At 74.0% G+C, this 15,531-nt stretch carries 18 protein-coding genes and 1 rRNA gene; 5 read left to right on the top strand and 14 right to left on the bottom strand.

What is annotated here, in order from left to right; genetic code table 11:
• Positions 1–76 precede the first annotated feature (76 nt).
• Positions 77–868, top strand: coding sequence for an SDR family NAD(P)-dependent oxidoreductase (locus ACI782_RS03575; protein ID WP_456906160.1), 792 nt, complete (start codon positions 77–79; stop codon positions 866–868).
• Between the two features lie 36 nt (positions 869–904).
• Here ACI782_RS03575 and ACI782_RS03570 read toward each other — a convergent pair whose 3' ends face one another.
• Positions 905–1,717 (bottom strand): mycofactocin-coupled SDR family oxidoreductase, encoded by an 813-nt coding sequence (locus ACI782_RS03570; RefSeq protein ID WP_456906158.1) that lies wholly within the window; start codon positions 1,715–1,717, stop codon positions 905–907.
• A 62-nt stretch (positions 1,718–1,779) separates the two neighbouring features.
• Here ACI782_RS03570 and ACI782_RS03565 point away from each other — a divergent pair, with 62 nt between their 5' ends.
• Positions 1,780–2,352, top strand: coding sequence for a TetR/AcrR family transcriptional regulator (locus ACI782_RS03565; protein WP_456906156.1), 573 nt, complete (start codon positions 1,780–1,782; stop codon positions 2,350–2,352).
• Positions 2,353–2,546: 194 nt separating this feature from the next.
• Here ACI782_RS03565 and ACI782_RS03560 read toward each other — a convergent pair whose 3' ends face one another.
• From ACI782_RS03560 to ACI782_RS03500, 13 genes are all read right to left on the bottom strand, one after another.
• Positions 2,547–2,810: a hypothetical protein gene (locus ACI782_RS03560; RefSeq protein ID WP_456906154.1), complete on the bottom strand. Its 264-nt coding sequence runs from the start codon at positions 2,808–2,810 to the stop codon at positions 2,547–2,549.
• A 27-nt stretch (positions 2,811–2,837) separates the two neighbouring features.
• Positions 2,838–3,992 (bottom strand): SRPBCC family protein, encoded by a 1,155-nt coding sequence (locus ACI782_RS03555; protein ID WP_456906152.1) that lies wholly within the window; start codon positions 3,990–3,992, stop codon positions 2,838–2,840.
• On the bottom strand, positions 3,989–5,113 hold the full coding sequence (locus ACI782_RS03550; protein ID WP_456906150.1) for a hypothetical protein: 1,125 nt from the start codon (positions 5,111–5,113) through the stop codon (positions 3,989–3,991). The genes ACI782_RS03555 and ACI782_RS03550 overlap by 4 nt, the downstream gene beginning before the upstream one ends.
• 105 nt (positions 5,114–5,218) lie before the next feature.
• Positions 5,219–5,968 (bottom strand): GvpL/GvpF family gas vesicle protein, encoded by a 750-nt coding sequence (locus tag ACI782_RS03545; protein WP_456906148.1) that lies wholly within the window; start codon positions 5,966–5,968, stop codon positions 5,219–5,221.
• Between the two features lie 3 nt (positions 5,969–5,971).
• Complete coding sequence (locus ACI782_RS03540) at positions 5,972–6,403, bottom strand: gas vesicle structural protein GvpA (RefSeq protein ID WP_456906146.1); 432 nt, start codon at positions 6,401–6,403, stop codon at positions 5,972–5,974.
• The gene (locus tag ACI782_RS03535) at positions 6,400–6,744 is read right to left on the bottom strand and encodes a gas vesicle protein K (RefSeq protein ID WP_456906144.1); all 345 of its coding nucleotides are present in this window, start codon (positions 6,742–6,744) and stop codon (positions 6,400–6,402) included. The genes ACI782_RS03540 and ACI782_RS03535 overlap by 4 nt, the downstream gene beginning before the upstream one ends.
• Positions 6,741–6,968, bottom strand: coding sequence for a gas vesicle protein GvpJ (gvpJ, locus tag ACI782_RS03530; protein ID WP_456906142.1), 228 nt, complete (start codon positions 6,966–6,968; stop codon positions 6,741–6,743). Before gvpJ ends, ACI782_RS03535 begins: the two co-directional genes overlap by 4 nt.
• On the bottom strand, positions 6,961–8,007 hold the full coding sequence (locus ACI782_RS03525; RefSeq protein ID WP_456906140.1) for a GvpL/GvpF family gas vesicle protein: 1,047 nt from the start codon (positions 8,005–8,007) through the stop codon (positions 6,961–6,963). Before ACI782_RS03525 ends, gvpJ begins: the two co-directional genes overlap by 8 nt.
• On the bottom strand, positions 8,004–8,450 hold the full coding sequence (locus ACI782_RS03520; protein ID WP_456906139.1) for a gas vesicle protein: 447 nt from the start codon (positions 8,448–8,450) through the stop codon (positions 8,004–8,006). The genes ACI782_RS03525 and ACI782_RS03520 overlap by 4 nt, the downstream gene beginning before the upstream one ends.
• Positions 8,447–8,734: a gas vesicle protein GvpO gene (locus ACI782_RS03515; protein WP_456906137.1), complete on the bottom strand. Its 288-nt coding sequence runs from the start codon at positions 8,732–8,734 to the stop codon at positions 8,447–8,449. Before ACI782_RS03515 ends, ACI782_RS03520 begins: the two co-directional genes overlap by 4 nt.
• Positions 8,735–9,044: 310 nt before the next feature.
• Positions 9,045–10,151, bottom strand: a complete 1,107-nt coding sequence (gene bar / locus ACI782_RS03510; RefSeq protein WP_456906135.1) for a barbiturase — start codon at positions 10,149–10,151, stop codon at positions 9,045–9,047.
• Between the two features lie 24 nt (positions 10,152–10,175).
• Positions 10,176–11,141 carry a carbamate kinase gene (locus tag ACI782_RS03505; protein WP_456906133.1) on the bottom strand — a complete coding sequence of 322 codons (966 nt, stop codon included), beginning with the start codon at positions 11,139–11,141 and terminating at the stop codon, positions 10,176–10,178.
• A gap of 70 nt (positions 11,142–11,211) precedes the next feature.
• The gene (locus ACI782_RS03500; protein WP_456906131.1) at positions 11,212–12,051 is read right to left on the bottom strand and encodes a PHP domain-containing protein; all 840 of its coding nucleotides are present in this window, start codon (positions 12,049–12,051) and stop codon (positions 11,212–11,214) included.
• A gap of 60 nt (positions 12,052–12,111) precedes the next feature.
• Between ACI782_RS03500 and ACI782_RS03495 the strand changes: the two genes are divergently transcribed.
• The 3 genes from ACI782_RS03495 to ACI782_RS03485 all read left to right on the top strand — a co-directional run.
• Positions 12,112–14,331 (top strand): DEAD/DEAH box helicase, encoded by a 2,220-nt coding sequence (locus ACI782_RS03495; protein ID WP_456906129.1) that lies wholly within the window; start codon positions 12,112–12,114, stop codon positions 14,329–14,331.
• 38 nt (positions 14,332–14,369) lie between these two features.
• Entirely contained in the window at positions 14,370–14,993 is a 624-nt protein-coding gene (locus tag ACI782_RS03490; RefSeq protein WP_456906127.1) for an alpha-ketoglutarate-dependent dioxygenase AlkB, read from the top strand.
• 463 nt (positions 14,994–15,456) lie between these two features.
• A 16S ribosomal RNA gene (locus tag ACI782_RS03485) occupies positions 15,457–15,531 on the top strand; the annotation flags it as partial.

Below are 15,531 nucleotides of genomic sequence, written 5' to 3'. Positions count from 1 at the left end.
AGAGGAGACGATCCGCCGTCCCCCGGCACCGAGCCGCGCCGGAACAGCCCGTGTCCCCCGCGCCTTGCTCTAGCTCGTGCAGATCGACCTGGGCGGCCGCAGGGCCGTCGTCACCGGTTCCTCGCAGGGCATCGGCCTGGCCATCGCCACCGGTCTGGCGCGGGCCGGCGCCACCGTCGTCCTCACCGGGCGGGACGCCGGGAAGCTCACCGGCGCGGCCGAGCGGCTGCGCGCCGACGTCGAGGGCGCCGAGGTGGCCACCGTCGCCGGCGACGTCACCACCGACGAGGGCACGGCCGCGCTGCTGGACGCCGTCCCGGACGCGGACGTGCTCGTCAACAACCTCGGCGTCTTCGGCGCCCAGCCGGTCCTGGACATCCCGGACGACGAGTGGCGCCGCTACTTCGAGACCAACGTGCTCACCGCCGTCCGGCTGACCCGCGCCTACCTGCCCGGGATGCGGGACCGCGGCTGGGGCCGGGTGCAGTACATCGCCAGCGACTCGGCGGTGGTCATCCCGGCGGAGATGGTGCACTACGGGGTGACCAAGACCGCCCTGCTCGCCGTGGCCCGCGGGTTCGCCAAGGAAGCCGCCGGCTCGGGCGTGACGGTCAACTCGGTGATCGCCGGCCCGACGCACACCGGCGGCGTCGAGGAGTTCGTGCACTCCCTGGTCGGCGACCTGCCCTGGGAGGAGGCGCAGCGGGAGTTCATGCGCCGGCACCGGCCGAACTCGCTGCTCCAGCGGCTGATCGAGCCGGAGGAGATCGCCAACATGTGCGTCTACCTGGCCTCGCCGCTCGCCTCGGCGACCACCGGCGGCGCGCTGCGGGTCGACGGCGGCTACGTGGACGCGATCCTGCCCTGACCACGGGCCCGGTCGTCGCCGGGCCCGCGGCCTGCCTCAACGGGCCAGCGTGCCCAGGTCGACCGGCAACGCGATGCCGGTGACGTGCCGCGCCTCGTCGGAGGCGAGCCACGCGACGGCGGCGGCGATGTCCTCCGGCTGCGACACCTGGTCGGGCAGCGTCTGCATGAAGATCGGCCCGAGCGTGCTCGCGTACTGCGCCATGAGCGGCTGCATGTCGTCCACGGTCATCCCGGTGGCCACGCCGTGCGGGTGGACGGTGTTGACCCGGATGCCGTACTGCCCCAGCTCGTTGGCCATCGTGCGGGCCAGCCCCACGACGCCGTGCTTGCTGGCCGCGTAGTGGCCGAGGAACGGCAGTCCGCGCAGGCCGGCCACCGAACTGGTGATGACGATCGAGCCGCCGGTGCCCTGCTCGATGAGGACCGGCACGGTGGCCTTCGCGGTGAAGAAGACGCCGGTCAGGTTGGTGTCGATCGTCTCCTGCCACTGCTCGACCGAGATGTCCCAGGAGAGGTTGGCCGAGCAGATGCCGGCGTTGGCGACGACGACGTCCAGCCGGCCCAGCTCGGCCACGCCCTCGGCGACGACCGCGGACACGGCGTCGAAGTCCCGGACGTCGGCCTCGCGGGCGACGATCCGCCGGTCCTGCGCCTCCACCAGCCGCACGGTCTCGGCCAGGTCCTCGGCCGTCGGGCCGGGGTAGGCCGTCGTCTTCGCGTCGGCGTTGACGTCCAGGGCGATGACGTCGGCGCCCTCGCTCGCCAGCCGGACCGCGTGCGCCCGGCCCTGGCCGCGCGCGGCGCCGGTGATGAGGGCGACCTTGCCCTCGAGTCGGCGGTTGCTCATCCCGTGCTCCTCCTCGTCCACTGCACTGAGTGCAGCGAACTCTAGGGGCTAGCGTGCACCGCGTGCCGCCACTCGGCGCCCGGGAGGCGCAGCGCCGGGAGAGCTGGCGGGCGCTGCAGGCCGCCGCGGTCGACCTGGTGGGACGACGGGGCTTCGCCGCCGTCACGGTCGACGACATCGCCGCGGCGGCGGGCGTCTCGCGGCGGACCTTCTTCAACCACTTCCCGACCAAGGCGGCCGCGCTCTTCGACCCCGATCCGGGGGACGCCGACCGGCTGGCCGGTCTGCTCGCCGCCGCCGACGGCGCGGCCGACCCGTGGACGGCGCTGGGCGCGGTGTGCCGCGAGTACCTGAGCACCCACACCGGCACCCTCGCCGTCCGCCGCCGGCTGGCCGAGGACCCCGAGCTCGCCGCCTACCAGCGCGCCGCGTACGGGCACATCCAGGGTGCCCTGGACGGCTGGGTGCACCGCCAGCGGCCCGCCGACCCGTTCACCGCCGCGCTGCTGGCGCAGGCGGCGGGTGCGGTGCTGGGCGCGGCCTTCACCACCTGGCAGCCGGACGACGCCCCCGCCCGGTTCCTCGACCTGGTCACCCGCGGCTTCGCGCTGGTCTCGGTCGGACCGGTGCGGTGATCCGCACCGGCGGTGGGCCGGGGCGCGGGTGCGGCGGGAGGTGCTCGACCCCGTCTGCGCGGACGTCGTCCAGGGCGCGGTTCGAGGCGGGACCGCCGTCCTCGGCGAGCCACGAGCGGGCCTCCCGGGAGGGCGCCGACCCGCGGGGACGCCGGGGGCCCCTCCACTCGCGCGGAGGGGCCCCCGGTCGTCGTTCAGCAGGAGAGGCGGACCACCCGCTGGATGAGCGAGCGGCTCGGGAACCGGTCCGCCCGGATCTTGTCGAGCAGGATGTCGGCGTACTCCCGCCGCCGCCACGGGGGCAGCAGCTGCTCGACGTCGTCCATCATCGAGGCCGACGGGAACCGGTCCTCGTCGATCTTCTCGAGGAGGATGTCGAGGACGTGCTCCCGGACGGAGAGCACCTCGGCGGCCTCCACCAGCTCGGCCGGGACCGCGTCCTGATCGGTTTGCGACATGCGACTGTGGCTCCTCTCGTCGCCTGGTCAGCGGGATCCGGCCGGCTCCCGACGGCGGCCGCGCCGGCTGCGCGGTCCGACGTCCTCGAGCTCCGGTTCCTGCTCCTCCTCCGGCTCTTCCCCCTCTTCCTCCTCTCCCTCGTACTCGCCCTCCTCGGCCTCGCCCTCGGCGTACTCGCCTTCCTCGGCCTCGCCCTCGGCGTACTCGCCTTCCTCGGCCTCGCCCTCGGCGTACTCGCCCTCCTCGGCCTCCTCCGGCTCCTCCTCGCCGTAGGCCTCCTCGCCCTCTTCCTCCGGGGCCTGTTCTTCCTCTTCCCCTCCCCGGGCGAGGGCGGCCCGGTCCTGGGGCTCCTCCTCCTCGTCAGGGCCGCGGACGACCTCGGCGTCCCGGATCTCGCCTCGCCAGCTGCCGGTCGCCTCGCCGCGCATCGTCACGAAGCGGCGGAAGTGCTTGAGGTCGAGCCGGGTCCGGCGACCCTGGGCGCGCCAGATGTTGCCCGTCTTCTCGAACAGGCCCTGCGGGTAGTACTCCATGACCAGCAGGATCTGGGTCAGGTCGTCGGCGAGCGGGTGGAACGTGACGACGCCCTTGGTGGTGCCCTTGCCACCCTCGGTGGTCCAGGCGATCTTCCGGTCGGGGATCGCCTCGGTGATGGTGGCCTTCCAGTTCCGGCGGGACTTCGCGACCTTCACCCGCCAGTTGCTGTGGACCTCGTCCTGCGGGTCGACGGAGTCGACGCCCTTCATGAAGCTGGCGAACTCCTGGAACTGGGTCCACTGGTCGTACGCCACGTTGACGGGGACGCCGACGGTGACGTCCTCGATGATGTTCATGAACTTCTTGTTGCCGCCGGCGCCGCCGCCCTTCTTGCGGCCGAACAGGCCCTTGACCGACTCCTTGATGCCGGCGCCGACCCCTCCTATGGCCGCCTTGAGCGGGCTCTCACCCTGGACCACCCGCTTGACCGCGGCGGAGGCGGCGGTGGCCTTGAAGCCGCCGTCCTCGGCCGACTGGTTCATGGAGTCGGTCACGCCCGACAGCTTCTCGCCGACCTTCCGGACGGCGTCCTGCCCGCGGGCCTTGGCGTACTGCTTCGCGGCGTCACCGAGTTGGGACACCACGGGGTTGTTCCGCACAACGCCCGCCAGCCCACCACTGCTGCTCTGCTGACTGCTGGTCATGCCCGGTTCCCTTCCGGTCGGGGACGGCGAGGTGCGCGGCCCTCGGGGGTCCGCCTGGCGGCCTTCGCCGGCTGACGCTTGGCGGGCTCGGCGGCTCGCTTGGTGGGTGCCGCGGCGCGCTTGGCCGGTCCGGCGGCCCTGTTGGCCGGTTCAGGGGCCCGCTTCCGGGCGGCTGGCTGCTCGGGCTCCTCCTCTTCCTCTTCCTCGGGCTCCGCCTCGTCCTCTGCCTCTTCGGCCTCGGCCTCGGCCGGAGCGCCCTCGTCCTCCTCTTCCTCCTCCTCGTCCTCGTATTCGTCCTCGTCCTCGTACTCGTCCTCGGCGGGCTCGCCCTCGTCCTGCGCGGCCGGTGCCTCCTGGTCCTCGGCTCGCTCCTCGCTGCCGGAGTCCTCCGCCTCGTCCTCCGCGGCTGGGGTCTCCTCCTCGGTGTCCTCCGCCTCGTCCTGCGCGGCCGGGGTCTCCTCCTCGGTGTCCTCCGCCTCGTCCTGCGCGGCCGGGGCCTCCTCCTCGGTGTCCTCCGCCTCGTCCTGCGCGGCCGGTGCCTCCTGGTCCTCGGCCCGCTCCTCGGTGCCGGTGTCCTCGGCCTCGTCGTGACGGGCCCGACGCTTCCTGCCCTTGCCGACGAGACTGGTGACCCGCCCGAGGCCACCGGTGAGCGCCGCGGCGCGCTGGCCGGCGTCGCCGGCTCCATCGGCGGCGGACTGGGCGGCCTCGCCGGCCTTGTCGGTGACGCCCGCGGCGGTCTCACCGGCCTTGCCGGCGGCCTTGCCGGCCGTCTCCGTGGTCTTCTCCGCCGCGGCGGTCAGGGACTTCGTCCGCTGGTCCAGGGCTGCGGTCAGCGCGGCGAGCTGGCCCTCGATCGTCGCCCCGGCTGCCTTCTTGCCCGCCTCCAGCATCGGCCCGCGCACCTGGGTCAGCAGACTCTTGACCTCCGGTGAACTGGCGGCGGAGACGATCGCCTCCCGCAGCAGGCGCTTGGGGTCGAGACCCGGTGAGCCGGCGAGCCACATGGCGAGGCTCACGGCGGCCCGGCCCTTCTTCATGCGTCCCAGCATGTAGGCCCCCACGGCCACGGCGCCGAGCTTGAGGGCGCCTGGGTTCGGGGTTGTCGTGCTCTCTGTCATTGCTGCACTCCTCCTCATGAGCCGAGGGGCATCCCTGCCCCCGCTTCGCTCCCGTGGTCGCCGCCCCCGCCGACGTCGCTCACTGCTGCACGTGCCTCGTGCCGGTCACCACCCCCATCGCGACGTCGGCGCGGGCTCCGCTTCGGCGGAGATCTCGTCGAGGAAGCTGTAGACGGGCAGCGGCCCGACGTACTCGATCGCGGCCAGGCCCTCGGCCGCGGTCCGCAGCTCGGCGACGGCGGCGTCGGCGTCGGCGAGCCGGTCCCGGTGGACCAGGTACGCGCTGCGCCGGATCTGCTCGTCGGTGTGCAGGACGGCGCTGCGTTCCGCGACCTCCTCCAGGTCCTGCGTCCACGCCTCGGCCAGCTCGGCCTGCAGGTCGGCGACGCGCCCGGCGACGGCCTCGCCGAGGGCCATGCGCTCGGCGAGCCCGGCGCCCGGCGCCCGGCTGCGTTCGGCGAGCCGGAGCAGTTCGGGATCGGACTCGGCGACCCGGGTGACCGTCGCGTCGGTGTCGAAGGCGAGGTCCAGGCGCAGCTCGACCAGGTCGGCGACCGCCGCCAGCTGCTCGGCGAACTGCTCGGACCCCGGTTCGAGCACCTCCGCGCGCACCGCGTCGTCGTCCGGGGCAGCCGTGCCGAGCGCGAGCGGCAGCACCGGGACGTCGGCGACCAGGGCGACCAGCAGGTCGAGGTGGGCCACCGCGTCCTCGGGGGTGAGCTCCCGGTCGTCGTCGTCGGTGACGACCGCGGCCACGCTCCCGTCCGAGACCGCGCGCGGCCGCAGCCCCTCCTCCGGGAGGGAGGAGAGGACAGCGGTGTCGCGGTCCCGCAGGACCCCGTGGACGAGGACCATCGGTCACCCTCTCCGCGGAGCCTGCCGGTCGGCGGGGGCAGAGCGCCGCTCGGCGCGCTTCCCGCCGTCCCCCTGCTCCTCCTCGTCCCCCCGGCCGGTGAGGGAGCCGATGAACTCCTGCGCGGACTCCTTGGCACCGGTGAGCGCACCACGGGTCTTGGCCTTGGAGCCACCCTGGGTGATCTCGCGCATCAGCCCGGGCAGGCCGGCCACCTGCTCCTGCGGCTGCAGGTCGAGGCGGTTGACCGCCTCGGCGAAGCGCAGGTAGGTGTCCACGCTGGCGATCACGATGCGGGCGTCGATGGTCAGCAGTTCGATGCCGACCAGCGCGACACGGACGTAGGCGTCGATGACGATGCCCTTGTCGAGGACGACGTCGAGGACGTCCGCGAGGCTGCTGGGCCGGGGCGCGCGGTTGACGCTGGACACGGTCATGGGTCTCTCCTGGACGGGGCAGTGGTCAGGGGCAGGACGCCGTCGGTCGCGACGCGGTCGGAGCGCACGAGGGCGTTGAGGTCGATCGGCAGGTACAGGTCGTTCGGCACCACCCCGAAGTGGTCGATGAGTTCGTCGAAGGTGCGTTCCAGGTCCATCAGGGCGCGGCCGAGGCGCTCGATCTCCTCGTCGCTGAGGTCGCCCACCTCGACCCGGCGCAACGCCTGCCGCTCGACCACCTGGCGGACGACCTCCAGGAGCGTCACGACCAGGCGGCCCAGGCCGCGCCCGACGTCCTCCCCGCTGCCGGCGAGCCGTCGCCCGGCGTCCCCGGCGGTCACGACCACGCCTCCGGGGCAGTGGGCGGCGGCGGTCGCACCGGAGTCGGTTCCGGCTGGACTGCGGTGAGCAGCAGTCGCAGGTCGAGCCGGACCAGGTCGATCCCGGCCAGGCAGATCACCACGTCACCGCTGACGTAGGCGCCACGGTGGACGACGCGGTCGAGCAGTTCCACCAGGCTGGTACCGGTGCTGTCACCGCCGAGGATCCCGCGCTGCTCACGCACCATCGCGACCCCCCGTGGACTCCTCCAGCGCGGCGAACGAGTACGGCGGCCAGGGACCGGTCACCTCGACGTCCAGCCCCTCGGGCCGCAGCTCCTCGGCCAGCCCCGCGACGGCGGCGCGGAAGGCCTCCTCGCGGTCGGGGGTGACCAGGTAGGCGGCGTCGAGCAGCAGGGACGAGCCGGTGGACCCGCCGCGCCGCATCGCCTCCCGCACGTGCGGGACGAGCACCTCGTCGAGCCGCTCGGCGGCCTGCGCGGCGGCCCGCTCGGCCTCGTCGCGCTGGGCGAGGGCCTCCCGACGGCGGGCGAGGTACTCGGTGCCGGTGGCCGAGGCGCGCTCGTCGTCGCCCCGGGATCGGGTGAGAGCCGGCTCGGGCTCGAGGGTGCGCAGCAGCCGGACGCCCCACTCCCGCGCGTCGGCGATGCGCGCCAGCAGCCGCCGCGCCGCGGCGCCGTGGGCGTCCAGCAGGCGGCGGGCGCCGTCCTCGTCCTGGACGACGGTGCCGAAGCGCAGCGGCAGCACCGGCCCCGCGGCGGCGGCGGCCCGGATGACGGCGTCGTGCCCTCGGGCGAGGACCGCCAGCCGCCCCTCCTCGGACAGGTCGTCCTCGTCGACCCGCAGCTGCTCCGCCCGCACGGGGCTGACCAGCAGGGCGAGGTCGCCGGCCGTGACGCGGTCGACGCGGCCCCCGGTGACCGGCACGAGGTCGACCGGCGGCAGGTCGGCGCGGGCGAGGGCGTACGCGTAGAAGACCGTCGCCCGTTCTCGAGCCGCGTGCTCCTGGGCCGGCTGCTCGGGGGCCGTCCCCTCCTCCTGGGCCGCCGGCTCGGGGGCCGTGGGCTCCTGGGCCGGAGCAGGCGGGGGCGGCGGGCCGGGCAGGGCGGCGCCGGCCAGGGCCTGGGCGACCAGCGTGTCGGTGAGCAGGTCGGCCAGGCGGGCGACGGCCTGCTCCCGCGCCTTCTCCACGGCCCGGGCGAGGACGTCCGGCGCCAGCTCGCGGGCGAGGGCCGCCAGCCGGTCCGCCTCGGGCGCGGTCACGGCCGTCGCTCCTGTTCCTCGGCCGGGGCGCTCGGCGCCGCGGTCCCGCCGGCGGCCCGTGCGGCCTCGACGGGGCGCGCCGACCCCTCGGCCGGGGCCTCGATCCCCTGCCGGCGCAGCAGCGCCTCCAGCGCGGCCACCCGCTCGCGCAGCGCCTCCACCTCGGTGGTGTCGCTCGCGTCGGCGCCCTCCACCGCCCGGCCGGAGAAGAACGGGTCGCGGCTCCACCAGTCCATGCCCATCTGGCGGGCGGTGTCGGCCGACGAGATGAACAGCCGCAGCTTCAGCGTGAGCAGCTCGATGTCGAGGATGTTCACCACGACGTCCCCGGCGATGACGATGCCCTTGTCCAGGACGCGTTCGAGGACGTCGGCCAGGGAGTCCGGTTGCCGGCCGAGCGCGCCGCCGCCGATGCCGCGCCGCATCGCGGGCTCCACGCTCATGACGGGTCCACCGACCCGCGCGTGAAGCGCCGCAGCCGCTGGTAGCCGACCAGCCGCCCGGAGCCGTCCAGGTCCACCTGGTACGTGGCCATGACGCTGGTCGTGGACGGGACGCGCTCCAGTTCGACGACGTCCACGAGGACTGACCAGCCGTCACCGTCGCGCCGGACGCCGGTGGTCGCCACCGGCTCCATGCGGGTCAGCTCGGCGAACTGTTCCAGCGCGCCGCCGACGAGGTCGACGAGGCCCCCGCGTCCTTCGTCCCGCGCTCCGTCCTCGCTCACTGGCCAACCCACTCTGCTCGGGTCCACGGTCGACCGTCGCATACCCGTATCGCGATCACGAAAACGGTCGTGAGCAGGGAAAAGACGTCCGGGCGTGTCGCCCCGTACGCGTCGGGGAGGGGTGATCCGGCGTCGAGCCGGACCACCCCTCCCCGAGGGAGTCGTGCGAGCTGCCGTCAGGCCGTGCTCATGGCCTGTCCGCGCTCCGCGGCGGGACCCCGCCGCCCCCCACCGCTCGCACGCTCGCGGCGGGACCCTGCAGCGTGGCCGCCATCGCTCCGCAGAGCTCCCCGCGGTGCTCCCGGAGCTGTCATCGGGCGTGGACGATGGCGGCCACCGGGCCGCCCCCCGACGGGCCCTGGTGCACCGCGGCGACGGAGACGAACACCGCCGGGTCGCCGGTGACCGACGCCGTCACGCCACCGACGGTGGCCTTGATCTGCCGGTGCCAGTGCACGTCGGAGTCGTCGAGCATCGCGTTGCGCCGGCCGCGCACCTTGCCGGTCGGGTCGGCCTCGCACTTGAGGAAGACGTTGACCAGCCGGTCGCCGAGGTCGGTGTGGTGCGGCCGCTCCGGCAGCTCGAGACCGGCGTTCCGGATCGCTTCCCAGATGCCGTCCTGGTCGAGGGCGTCCTTCATGACCGAGTGCCCGATGCGGTAGTCACCGCCGTGCCCGCGGGCGTTGCCGACGACGACGATCTGCGCCTGGTCCAGCTCCACGCCGGACGAGCACGACGCCACCGACGAGAACAGCGACAGGTCGCGCATGACCTGCTCCTGCGTCGGCATCTCGATCTCGCCGAGGGCGACGGCGATGCCGAGCGCGGTGGTGCCGTTGGACAGGTCCATCGACCCGTGCGGCTCGTCGTAATAGGTGGTCTGCCCGCGCTCGTGGGCGTCGCGGATCGTCTCGATCGTCAGCAGCGGCGTCTTGGTCTGCACGTAGTGGACGTCGGCCGGGTCCTCGATGCCGGCCTCCTTCATCGCCTTGCGCACACCCTCGGCGACCTTCTCCACCATGGAGATGCGGCCGATGTCCTCGGGCAGCAGCCGCTCGCTCATCGCGAAGCCGACGGTCAGCCGCGGCTCGTCGGTCTGCTCGACGGCGTCCTCCGGCAGGGTCGCGAAGATCGTTGCGTGCGGGCTGATGACGCCGTCGGTGCCGCCGGACCACACGATCGGGATCTGCTTGACCTCCTCGGCCGAGCGCGTCCCCTTCTCCTGCAGCACCTCGCGGAAGGCGCGGTCGGCGATGATCCGCGTGTAGTCGTTGACGCCGCCGTTGCCCTCGGTCTTCCCGATGACGGCGACCACCCGGTCGGCCTCGAAGACGCCCTCGTCGATGAGCTTGGCCAGCTCGGAGGCGTCACTGACGTTGTGCAGCGGGACCTTGCGGACCTCGATCGGTGCGGGCACGGCGTTCCTCTCGGTTGTCGGTGCTCAGGCGGACAGGACGGTGCCGGCGTCGTCCCCTCGGACGGCGTCGGAGATGTGCTCGAGGCTGGTGATGACGGCGCGGCCGCCGGTCCGCTCGACGAACCGCAGCGCGGCGTCGACCTTCGGGCCCATGCTGCCGCGGGCGAACTGCCCGGCCGCGGCGTGCTCGCGCAGCTCGGCGGCGGTCACCCGGCCCAGCGGGCGGGCCTGCGGGGTGCCGAAGTCCACCATCACGTTCGGGACGTCGGTGGCGATGACCAGGGTGTCGGCGCCCAGCTCGGCGGCGAGCAGCGCGGCGGTGAGGTCCTTGTCGATCACGGCCTCGACGCCGCGGAGGGCGCCGCCGGGGTGGGCCGGGTCGACGGAATCGTCGACCACCGGGATGCCGCCCCCGCCGGCGCAGGCGACGACGAACCCGGCCGCGGCCAGGGCGGAGATGGCGGGGACGTCGACGACCGAGCGCGGCTCGGGGGAGGCGACCACCCGCCGCCAGCCGCGCTCGCCGCGGTCCTCCCAGATCTGCCCGTGGGCGATGAAGGTCTCCGCCTTCTCGCGAGGGAGGAACCGGCCGACCGGCTTGGAGGGCTCGCGGAAGTGCGGGTCGTCGGGGTCGACGAGCGTGCGGGTGACCAGGCTGGCAGTGCGCTGGGCGAGGCCGCGTGCGGCCAGCGCGGCGTCGAGCTCGTCGGCCAGGGTGAAACCGATCGTCGCCTGGGTCTGGGCGACGCACCAGTCCAGGGGCACCGGGGGGACCTCGTGCGCCGCGAGCTCGTTCTTGACCAGCAGGTTGCCCACCTGCGGGCCGTTGCCGTGGGTCAGCACGACCTCGACGCCGGTGGCCACGACCTCCGCGACGTGCACCGAGGCCGCCGCGATCGCGGCTCGCTGGGCGCCCGGCGTGGCCGAGCCGTCCGGGCCGGTCATCGCGTTGCCGCCCAGGGCGATCACGACGCGGCGGGATGCGGTCACCCCGTCGACCCTAGCGGCAGTTCTCTTAGCGGTGAAGTACTTCTTCGCGATCGTCGAGCGCCGACGGTGCTCAGCGGCGCCAGAAGTCGAAGGGGTCCCGCCCGGGGCGGAAGCCGGCGGACTCGACGACGTCCACCGCCAGGTCGAAGTGCTGGCCGACGACGGCCGGCTGGTGGGCGTCGCTGCCGAAGCTGACCGCCTCGCCGCCCTCCTCGTGGAACCAGCGCACCTGGTCGACCGAGGCCAGCGGGCTGGTGGTGTTGACCTCCAGCGCCCGGCCGGTGTGCGCCAGCGCCCGGAACACGGCCCGGTACTCCTCCTCGTAGTCCTTCTCGGAGTAGCGGTCGCTGCCGCCCGGCCAGTACCGGCGCGGGAAGTCGACGTGCGCGAGCACCTGGAAGACGTCGCTGTTCTCGACCATGTCGACGACCTCGGCCAGGTAGCGGCGCATCGTGGTGTCGGGGTCGGGGTAGAGCAGCCGGCCGACGCCGTACAGCCGGCCGTCCTGGCTCAGCGAGTGCAGGGACCCCAGCACGCGGTCGACCGGCGCGTCGTGCAGGTGGTCGGCGACGCTCGCGGCGAACAGGTGCGGCTCACCGGTCTCCACCCCGGACCAGACGCGCAGCTCGGGGAAGCGCTCCCGGCACTCCTCGAGCTCGGCGAAGTACCCCTCGACGTCGATCGGCAGGTGGCGGGAGGCGTGCCGGTCGACCAGGCCGTCAGCGGTGGCGCGGTCCTCGGGCGACCAGGTGGTGAAGTCCAGGTGCTCGGTGAAGGCGATGGCCGGCAGGCCCCGGGCCACCGCCCGCTCGCAGGCGCGCACCATCGTCGCCGAGTCGGGGGTGTCCCAGGACCAGTGGGTGTGCACGTGGTTGTCCGGCGGTCGCATCGCCTGTGGATCCTCCTCCATCGTCCCCAGGATCCGCGCGGCTGCCGGTCCTGTCGCCCTCGGTGCCTACTGTCGGCTGCCATGAGCACCGCCGCGCCGACGTCCGACCTCGCCGTCGAGGCCCTCGAGGTCCTCCGCGAGCTGACCGGCCGGCCCGACGCCGAGTTCCGCGAGGGGCAGGACGCCGCGGTCGCCGCGCTGGTCGAGCGGGCCGAGCGGGCCCTGGTCGTGCAGCGCACCGGGTGGGGGAAGTCGGCGGTCTACTTCGTCTCGACCGCCCTGCTCCGCCGGCGCGGCGCCGGTCCCACGCTCCTGGTCAGCCCCCTGCTCGCGCTGATGCGCGACCAGGTGACCGCGGCGTCGCGGGCCGGCATCCGCGCGGTGGAGATCTCCAGTGCCAACGCCACGGAGTGGGACGACGTCGCCGCGCGCCTGGCCGCCGACGACGTCGACGTGCTGCTCGTCTCGCCGGAGCGGCTGACCAACCCGCGCTTCCGCGAGGAGCAGCTGCCCGACCTGGTCCGCCGGTGCGGGCTGTTGGTCGTCGACGAGGCGCACTGCGTCTCCGACTGGGGGCACGACTTCCGGCCCGACTACCGCCGCATCCGCGACCTGCTGAGCACGCTGCCCGAGGGCACGCCGGTGCTGGCCACCACGGCCACCGCCAACGAGCGGGTGGTGGCCGACGTCGCCGAGCAGCTGGGCGCCGGCGGGGTGTCGGTGACGACGGTCCGGGGACCGCTGGCGCGGGACTCGCTGCGCCTGGGGGTGCTCCGGCTGCCCACCGACCGCGCGCGGCTGGCCTGGCTGGCCGCCCACCTCGGCGACCTGCCGGGCAGCGGCATCGTCTACACGCTCACCGTCGCGGCCGCGGAGGAGACCGCCACCCTGCTCCGCGACGCCGGCCACGAGGTGCGCGCCTACACCGGACGGCTGGACGACGCCGACCGGCGCGATGCCGAGGAGGCGCTGCGGGAGAACCGGGTGAAGGCCCTGGTCGCGACGTCGGCGCTGGGCATGGGCTTCGACAAGCCCGACCTCGGGTTCGTCGTCCACCTGGGCGCGCCGTCGTCGCCGGTCAGCTACTACCAGCAGGTCGGCCGCGCGGGCCGTGCCGTCGAGCACGCTGACGTCCTGCTGCTCCCCGGCCCGGAGGACCTCGCCATCTGGCAGTGGTTCGCCACCTCCTCAATGCCGCGGGAGGACCACGCCGCGGCGGTGCTCTCCGCCATGGCCGACGGGAAGGCCTGGTCGGTGGCGCGGCTGGAGACGGTGGCCGACGTCCGCCGGTCGCGGCTGGAGCTGCTGCTCAAGGTGCTCGCCGTCGACGGGGCGGTCGAGCGGGTGCAGGGCGGCTGGCGGGCCACCGGGCAGCCGTGGGTCTACGACGCCGACCGCTACGCCCGGGTGACCCGCACCCGTGAGGCGGAGCAGCGGGCGATGATCGCCTACGCCCGGCCCGTCGACGAGGCGCAGTGCCGGATGGCCTTCCTCCAGGAGGCGCTGGACGACCCGACCGCCGCGCCCTGCGGCCGCTGCGACGTCTGCGCCGGCACCTGGTACGCGACCGACGTCCCCGAGGCCGCGGCCCAGGCCGCCTCGGCTGCGCTGGACCGGCCCGGCGTGGAACTCGCGCCCCGTGCCATGTGGCCCACCGGCGCCGACCGGCTCGGCGTGGGCGTGAAGGGCAAGATCCCGGCCGGCGAGCACATGGACACCGGCCGGGCCGTCGCCCGGCTCACCGACCTGGGCTGGGGGCAGCGGTTGCGTTCCCTCCTGGGGGACGACGGCGTGGGTGGCGTCGTCGACCTCGAGGCGCCCGGCATCGAGGAGGACCCGGACGCCGCCTTCGACGTCCCCGTGCGCCGAGCGGTCTCCGACACCCCGCCGGACGACGAGCTCATCCGCGCCTGCGCCCGCGTGCTCGGCGCCTGGGACTGGGCCGAGCGCCCGGCCGCGGTCGTCGCGGTGCCGTCGCGGCGGCGCCCCCGGTTGGTGACCGGCCTGGCGCAGGGGCTGGCCGGCCTCGGGCGGCTGCCCTACCTCGGTGAGCTCTCCCTCGCGCACGGCGGTCCCACCGGCCAGCCCGGGGGGAACAGCGCGTTCCGGCTGGCGGGGGTGTGGCAGCGGATCGTCGTCGGGCCGCAGCTGCGCGAGCAGCTCGCGGCCATGGGCCCCGTCCCGGTCCTGCTCGTCGACGACCTGGCGGACTCGCGCTGGACCATGACCGTCGCCGGCCGGGAGCTGCGACTGGCGGGCGCCTCGCGGGTCCTCCCGTTCGCCCTCGCGCTCACCGCATAGGACTCGTACACACGTTCGACTCGGCGTAGCCTGCGCCCATGTCGCTCGCGCACCAGCCGTCGATGTGGGATCTCGCCGAGGAGCCGACGATCGGGCCGCTCGCCGTCACTCGGCACCCGCTGAGCCGCGGCGCGTGGGTCGACCACCTGCCCGGGTGGGTGTCCGGCTCCGACGGGGTCCTGGAGGTCCTGCTCGGGGACATCGGCTGGCGTGCCGACCGTCGGCAGATGTACGAGCGCGAGGTCGCCGTCCCCCGGCTGCTCCGGTGGTACGGCAGCGGTGAGGTGTTGCCGCACCCGCTGCTCACCGCCGCCCTGACCGCCCTGAACGCGCACTACGCCGACGAGCTCGGCGAGCCCTTCGTCACGGCGGGCATGTGCCTGTACCGGGACGGCCGGGACAGCGTGGCATGGCACGGCGACCGCATCGGCCGGGGCCGTAGCGCGGACACGATGGTGGCGATCGTCTCCTTCGGGTCCCCGCGGCCGCTGCTGCTCCGACCCGTGGGAGGAGGCGAGAGCCTGCGCTTTCCGCTGGGGCACGGCGACCTCGTCGTCATGGGCGGCTCCTGCCAGCGGACGTGGGAGCACTGCATCCCCAAGACGGCCAAGCCCGTCGGCCCCCGGGTCAGCGTGCAGTTCCGCCCCCGCGGCGTCCTCTGACCGCCCTGTGACGCAGCGCTCGGACGCGTCGGGACGAGCAGCCCCGTGGCTGCCGTTCCACCCGGTGCCCACGGACGACGGCTCCCGAGCCGCCCGCCCGGAGGCCGAAAGCCCTGGTGGACAGGGCGATCGAGGCAGGACGTACCCCCCTCCGGGACCCCCTGCAGAGGGCCCTGGAGGTCGTGTACTGTGCTCTCTGCACCGAGCGAGAACGGACCGGGCCGCCAGCCTGGTCAACCGCCAGACGGACCCCCGCGGTTTGAACTGATGCGGAGCACGGTGTAAAGTGGGGACACCGCCTCGAACGAAGGCCGAAAAGGCTGGAGTTGGAGCGCGTCCGCTCCTTGAGAACTCAACAGCGTGCCGAAAGTCAGTGCCAAGTAACAACCCCTTTGTGGGTTTCTTTGGGTGGATGGACATGGAGAGTGCCAACTCTCGGTCCTTTCGCCTGGTATCGAATTCATCTACGGAGAGTTTGATCCTGGCTCAGGACGAACGCTGGCGGCGTGCTTAACACATGCAAGTCGAACGGTGAACT

This window comes from Geodermatophilus sp. SYSU D00703 (assembly GCF_054050155.1).
This window is presented reverse-complemented; position numbering and strand designations above follow the sequence as displayed.

Excerpts from the sequence above, each read along its gene's own strand:
- ACI782_RS03560 (WP_456906154.1), bottom strand. The coding sequence starts at position 2,810 with ATGTCGCAAACCGATCAGGACGCGGTCCCGGCCGAGCTGGTGGAGGCC.
- ACI782_RS03495 (WP_456906129.1), top strand. The coding sequence starts at position 12,112 with ATGAGCACCGCCGCGCCGACGTCCGACCTCGCCGTCGAGGCCCTCGAG.
- ACI782_RS03540 (WP_456906146.1), bottom strand. The coding sequence starts at position 6,403 with ATGACCGTGTCCAGCGTCAACCGCGCGCCCCGGCCCAGCAGCCTCGCG.
- ACI782_RS03545 (WP_456906148.1), bottom strand. The coding sequence starts at position 5,968 with ATGGTCCTCGTCCACGGGGTCCTGCGGGACCGCGACACCGCTGTCCTC.
- ACI782_RS03520 (WP_456906139.1), bottom strand. The coding sequence starts at position 8,450 with ATGAGCGTGGAGCCCGCGATGCGGCGCGGCATCGGCGGCGGCGCGCTC.
- ACI782_RS03570 (WP_456906158.1), bottom strand. The coding sequence starts at position 1,717 with ATGAGCAACCGCCGACTCGAGGGCAAGGTCGCCCTCATCACCGGCGCC.
- ACI782_RS03500 (WP_456906131.1), bottom strand. The coding sequence starts at position 12,051 with ATGGAGGAGGATCCACAGGCGATGCGACCGCCGGACAACCACGTGCAC.
- ACI782_RS03490 (WP_456906127.1), top strand. The coding sequence starts at position 14,370 with ATGTCGCTCGCGCACCAGCCGTCGATGTGGGATCTCGCCGAGGAGCCG.
- ACI782_RS03555 (WP_456906152.1), bottom strand. The coding sequence starts at position 3,992 with ATGACCAGCAGTCAGCAGAGCAGCAGTGGTGGGCTGGCGGGCGTTGTG.
- ACI782_RS03550 (WP_456906150.1), bottom strand. The coding sequence starts at position 5,113 with ATGACAGAGAGCACGACAACCCCGAACCCAGGCGCCCTCAAGCTCGGC.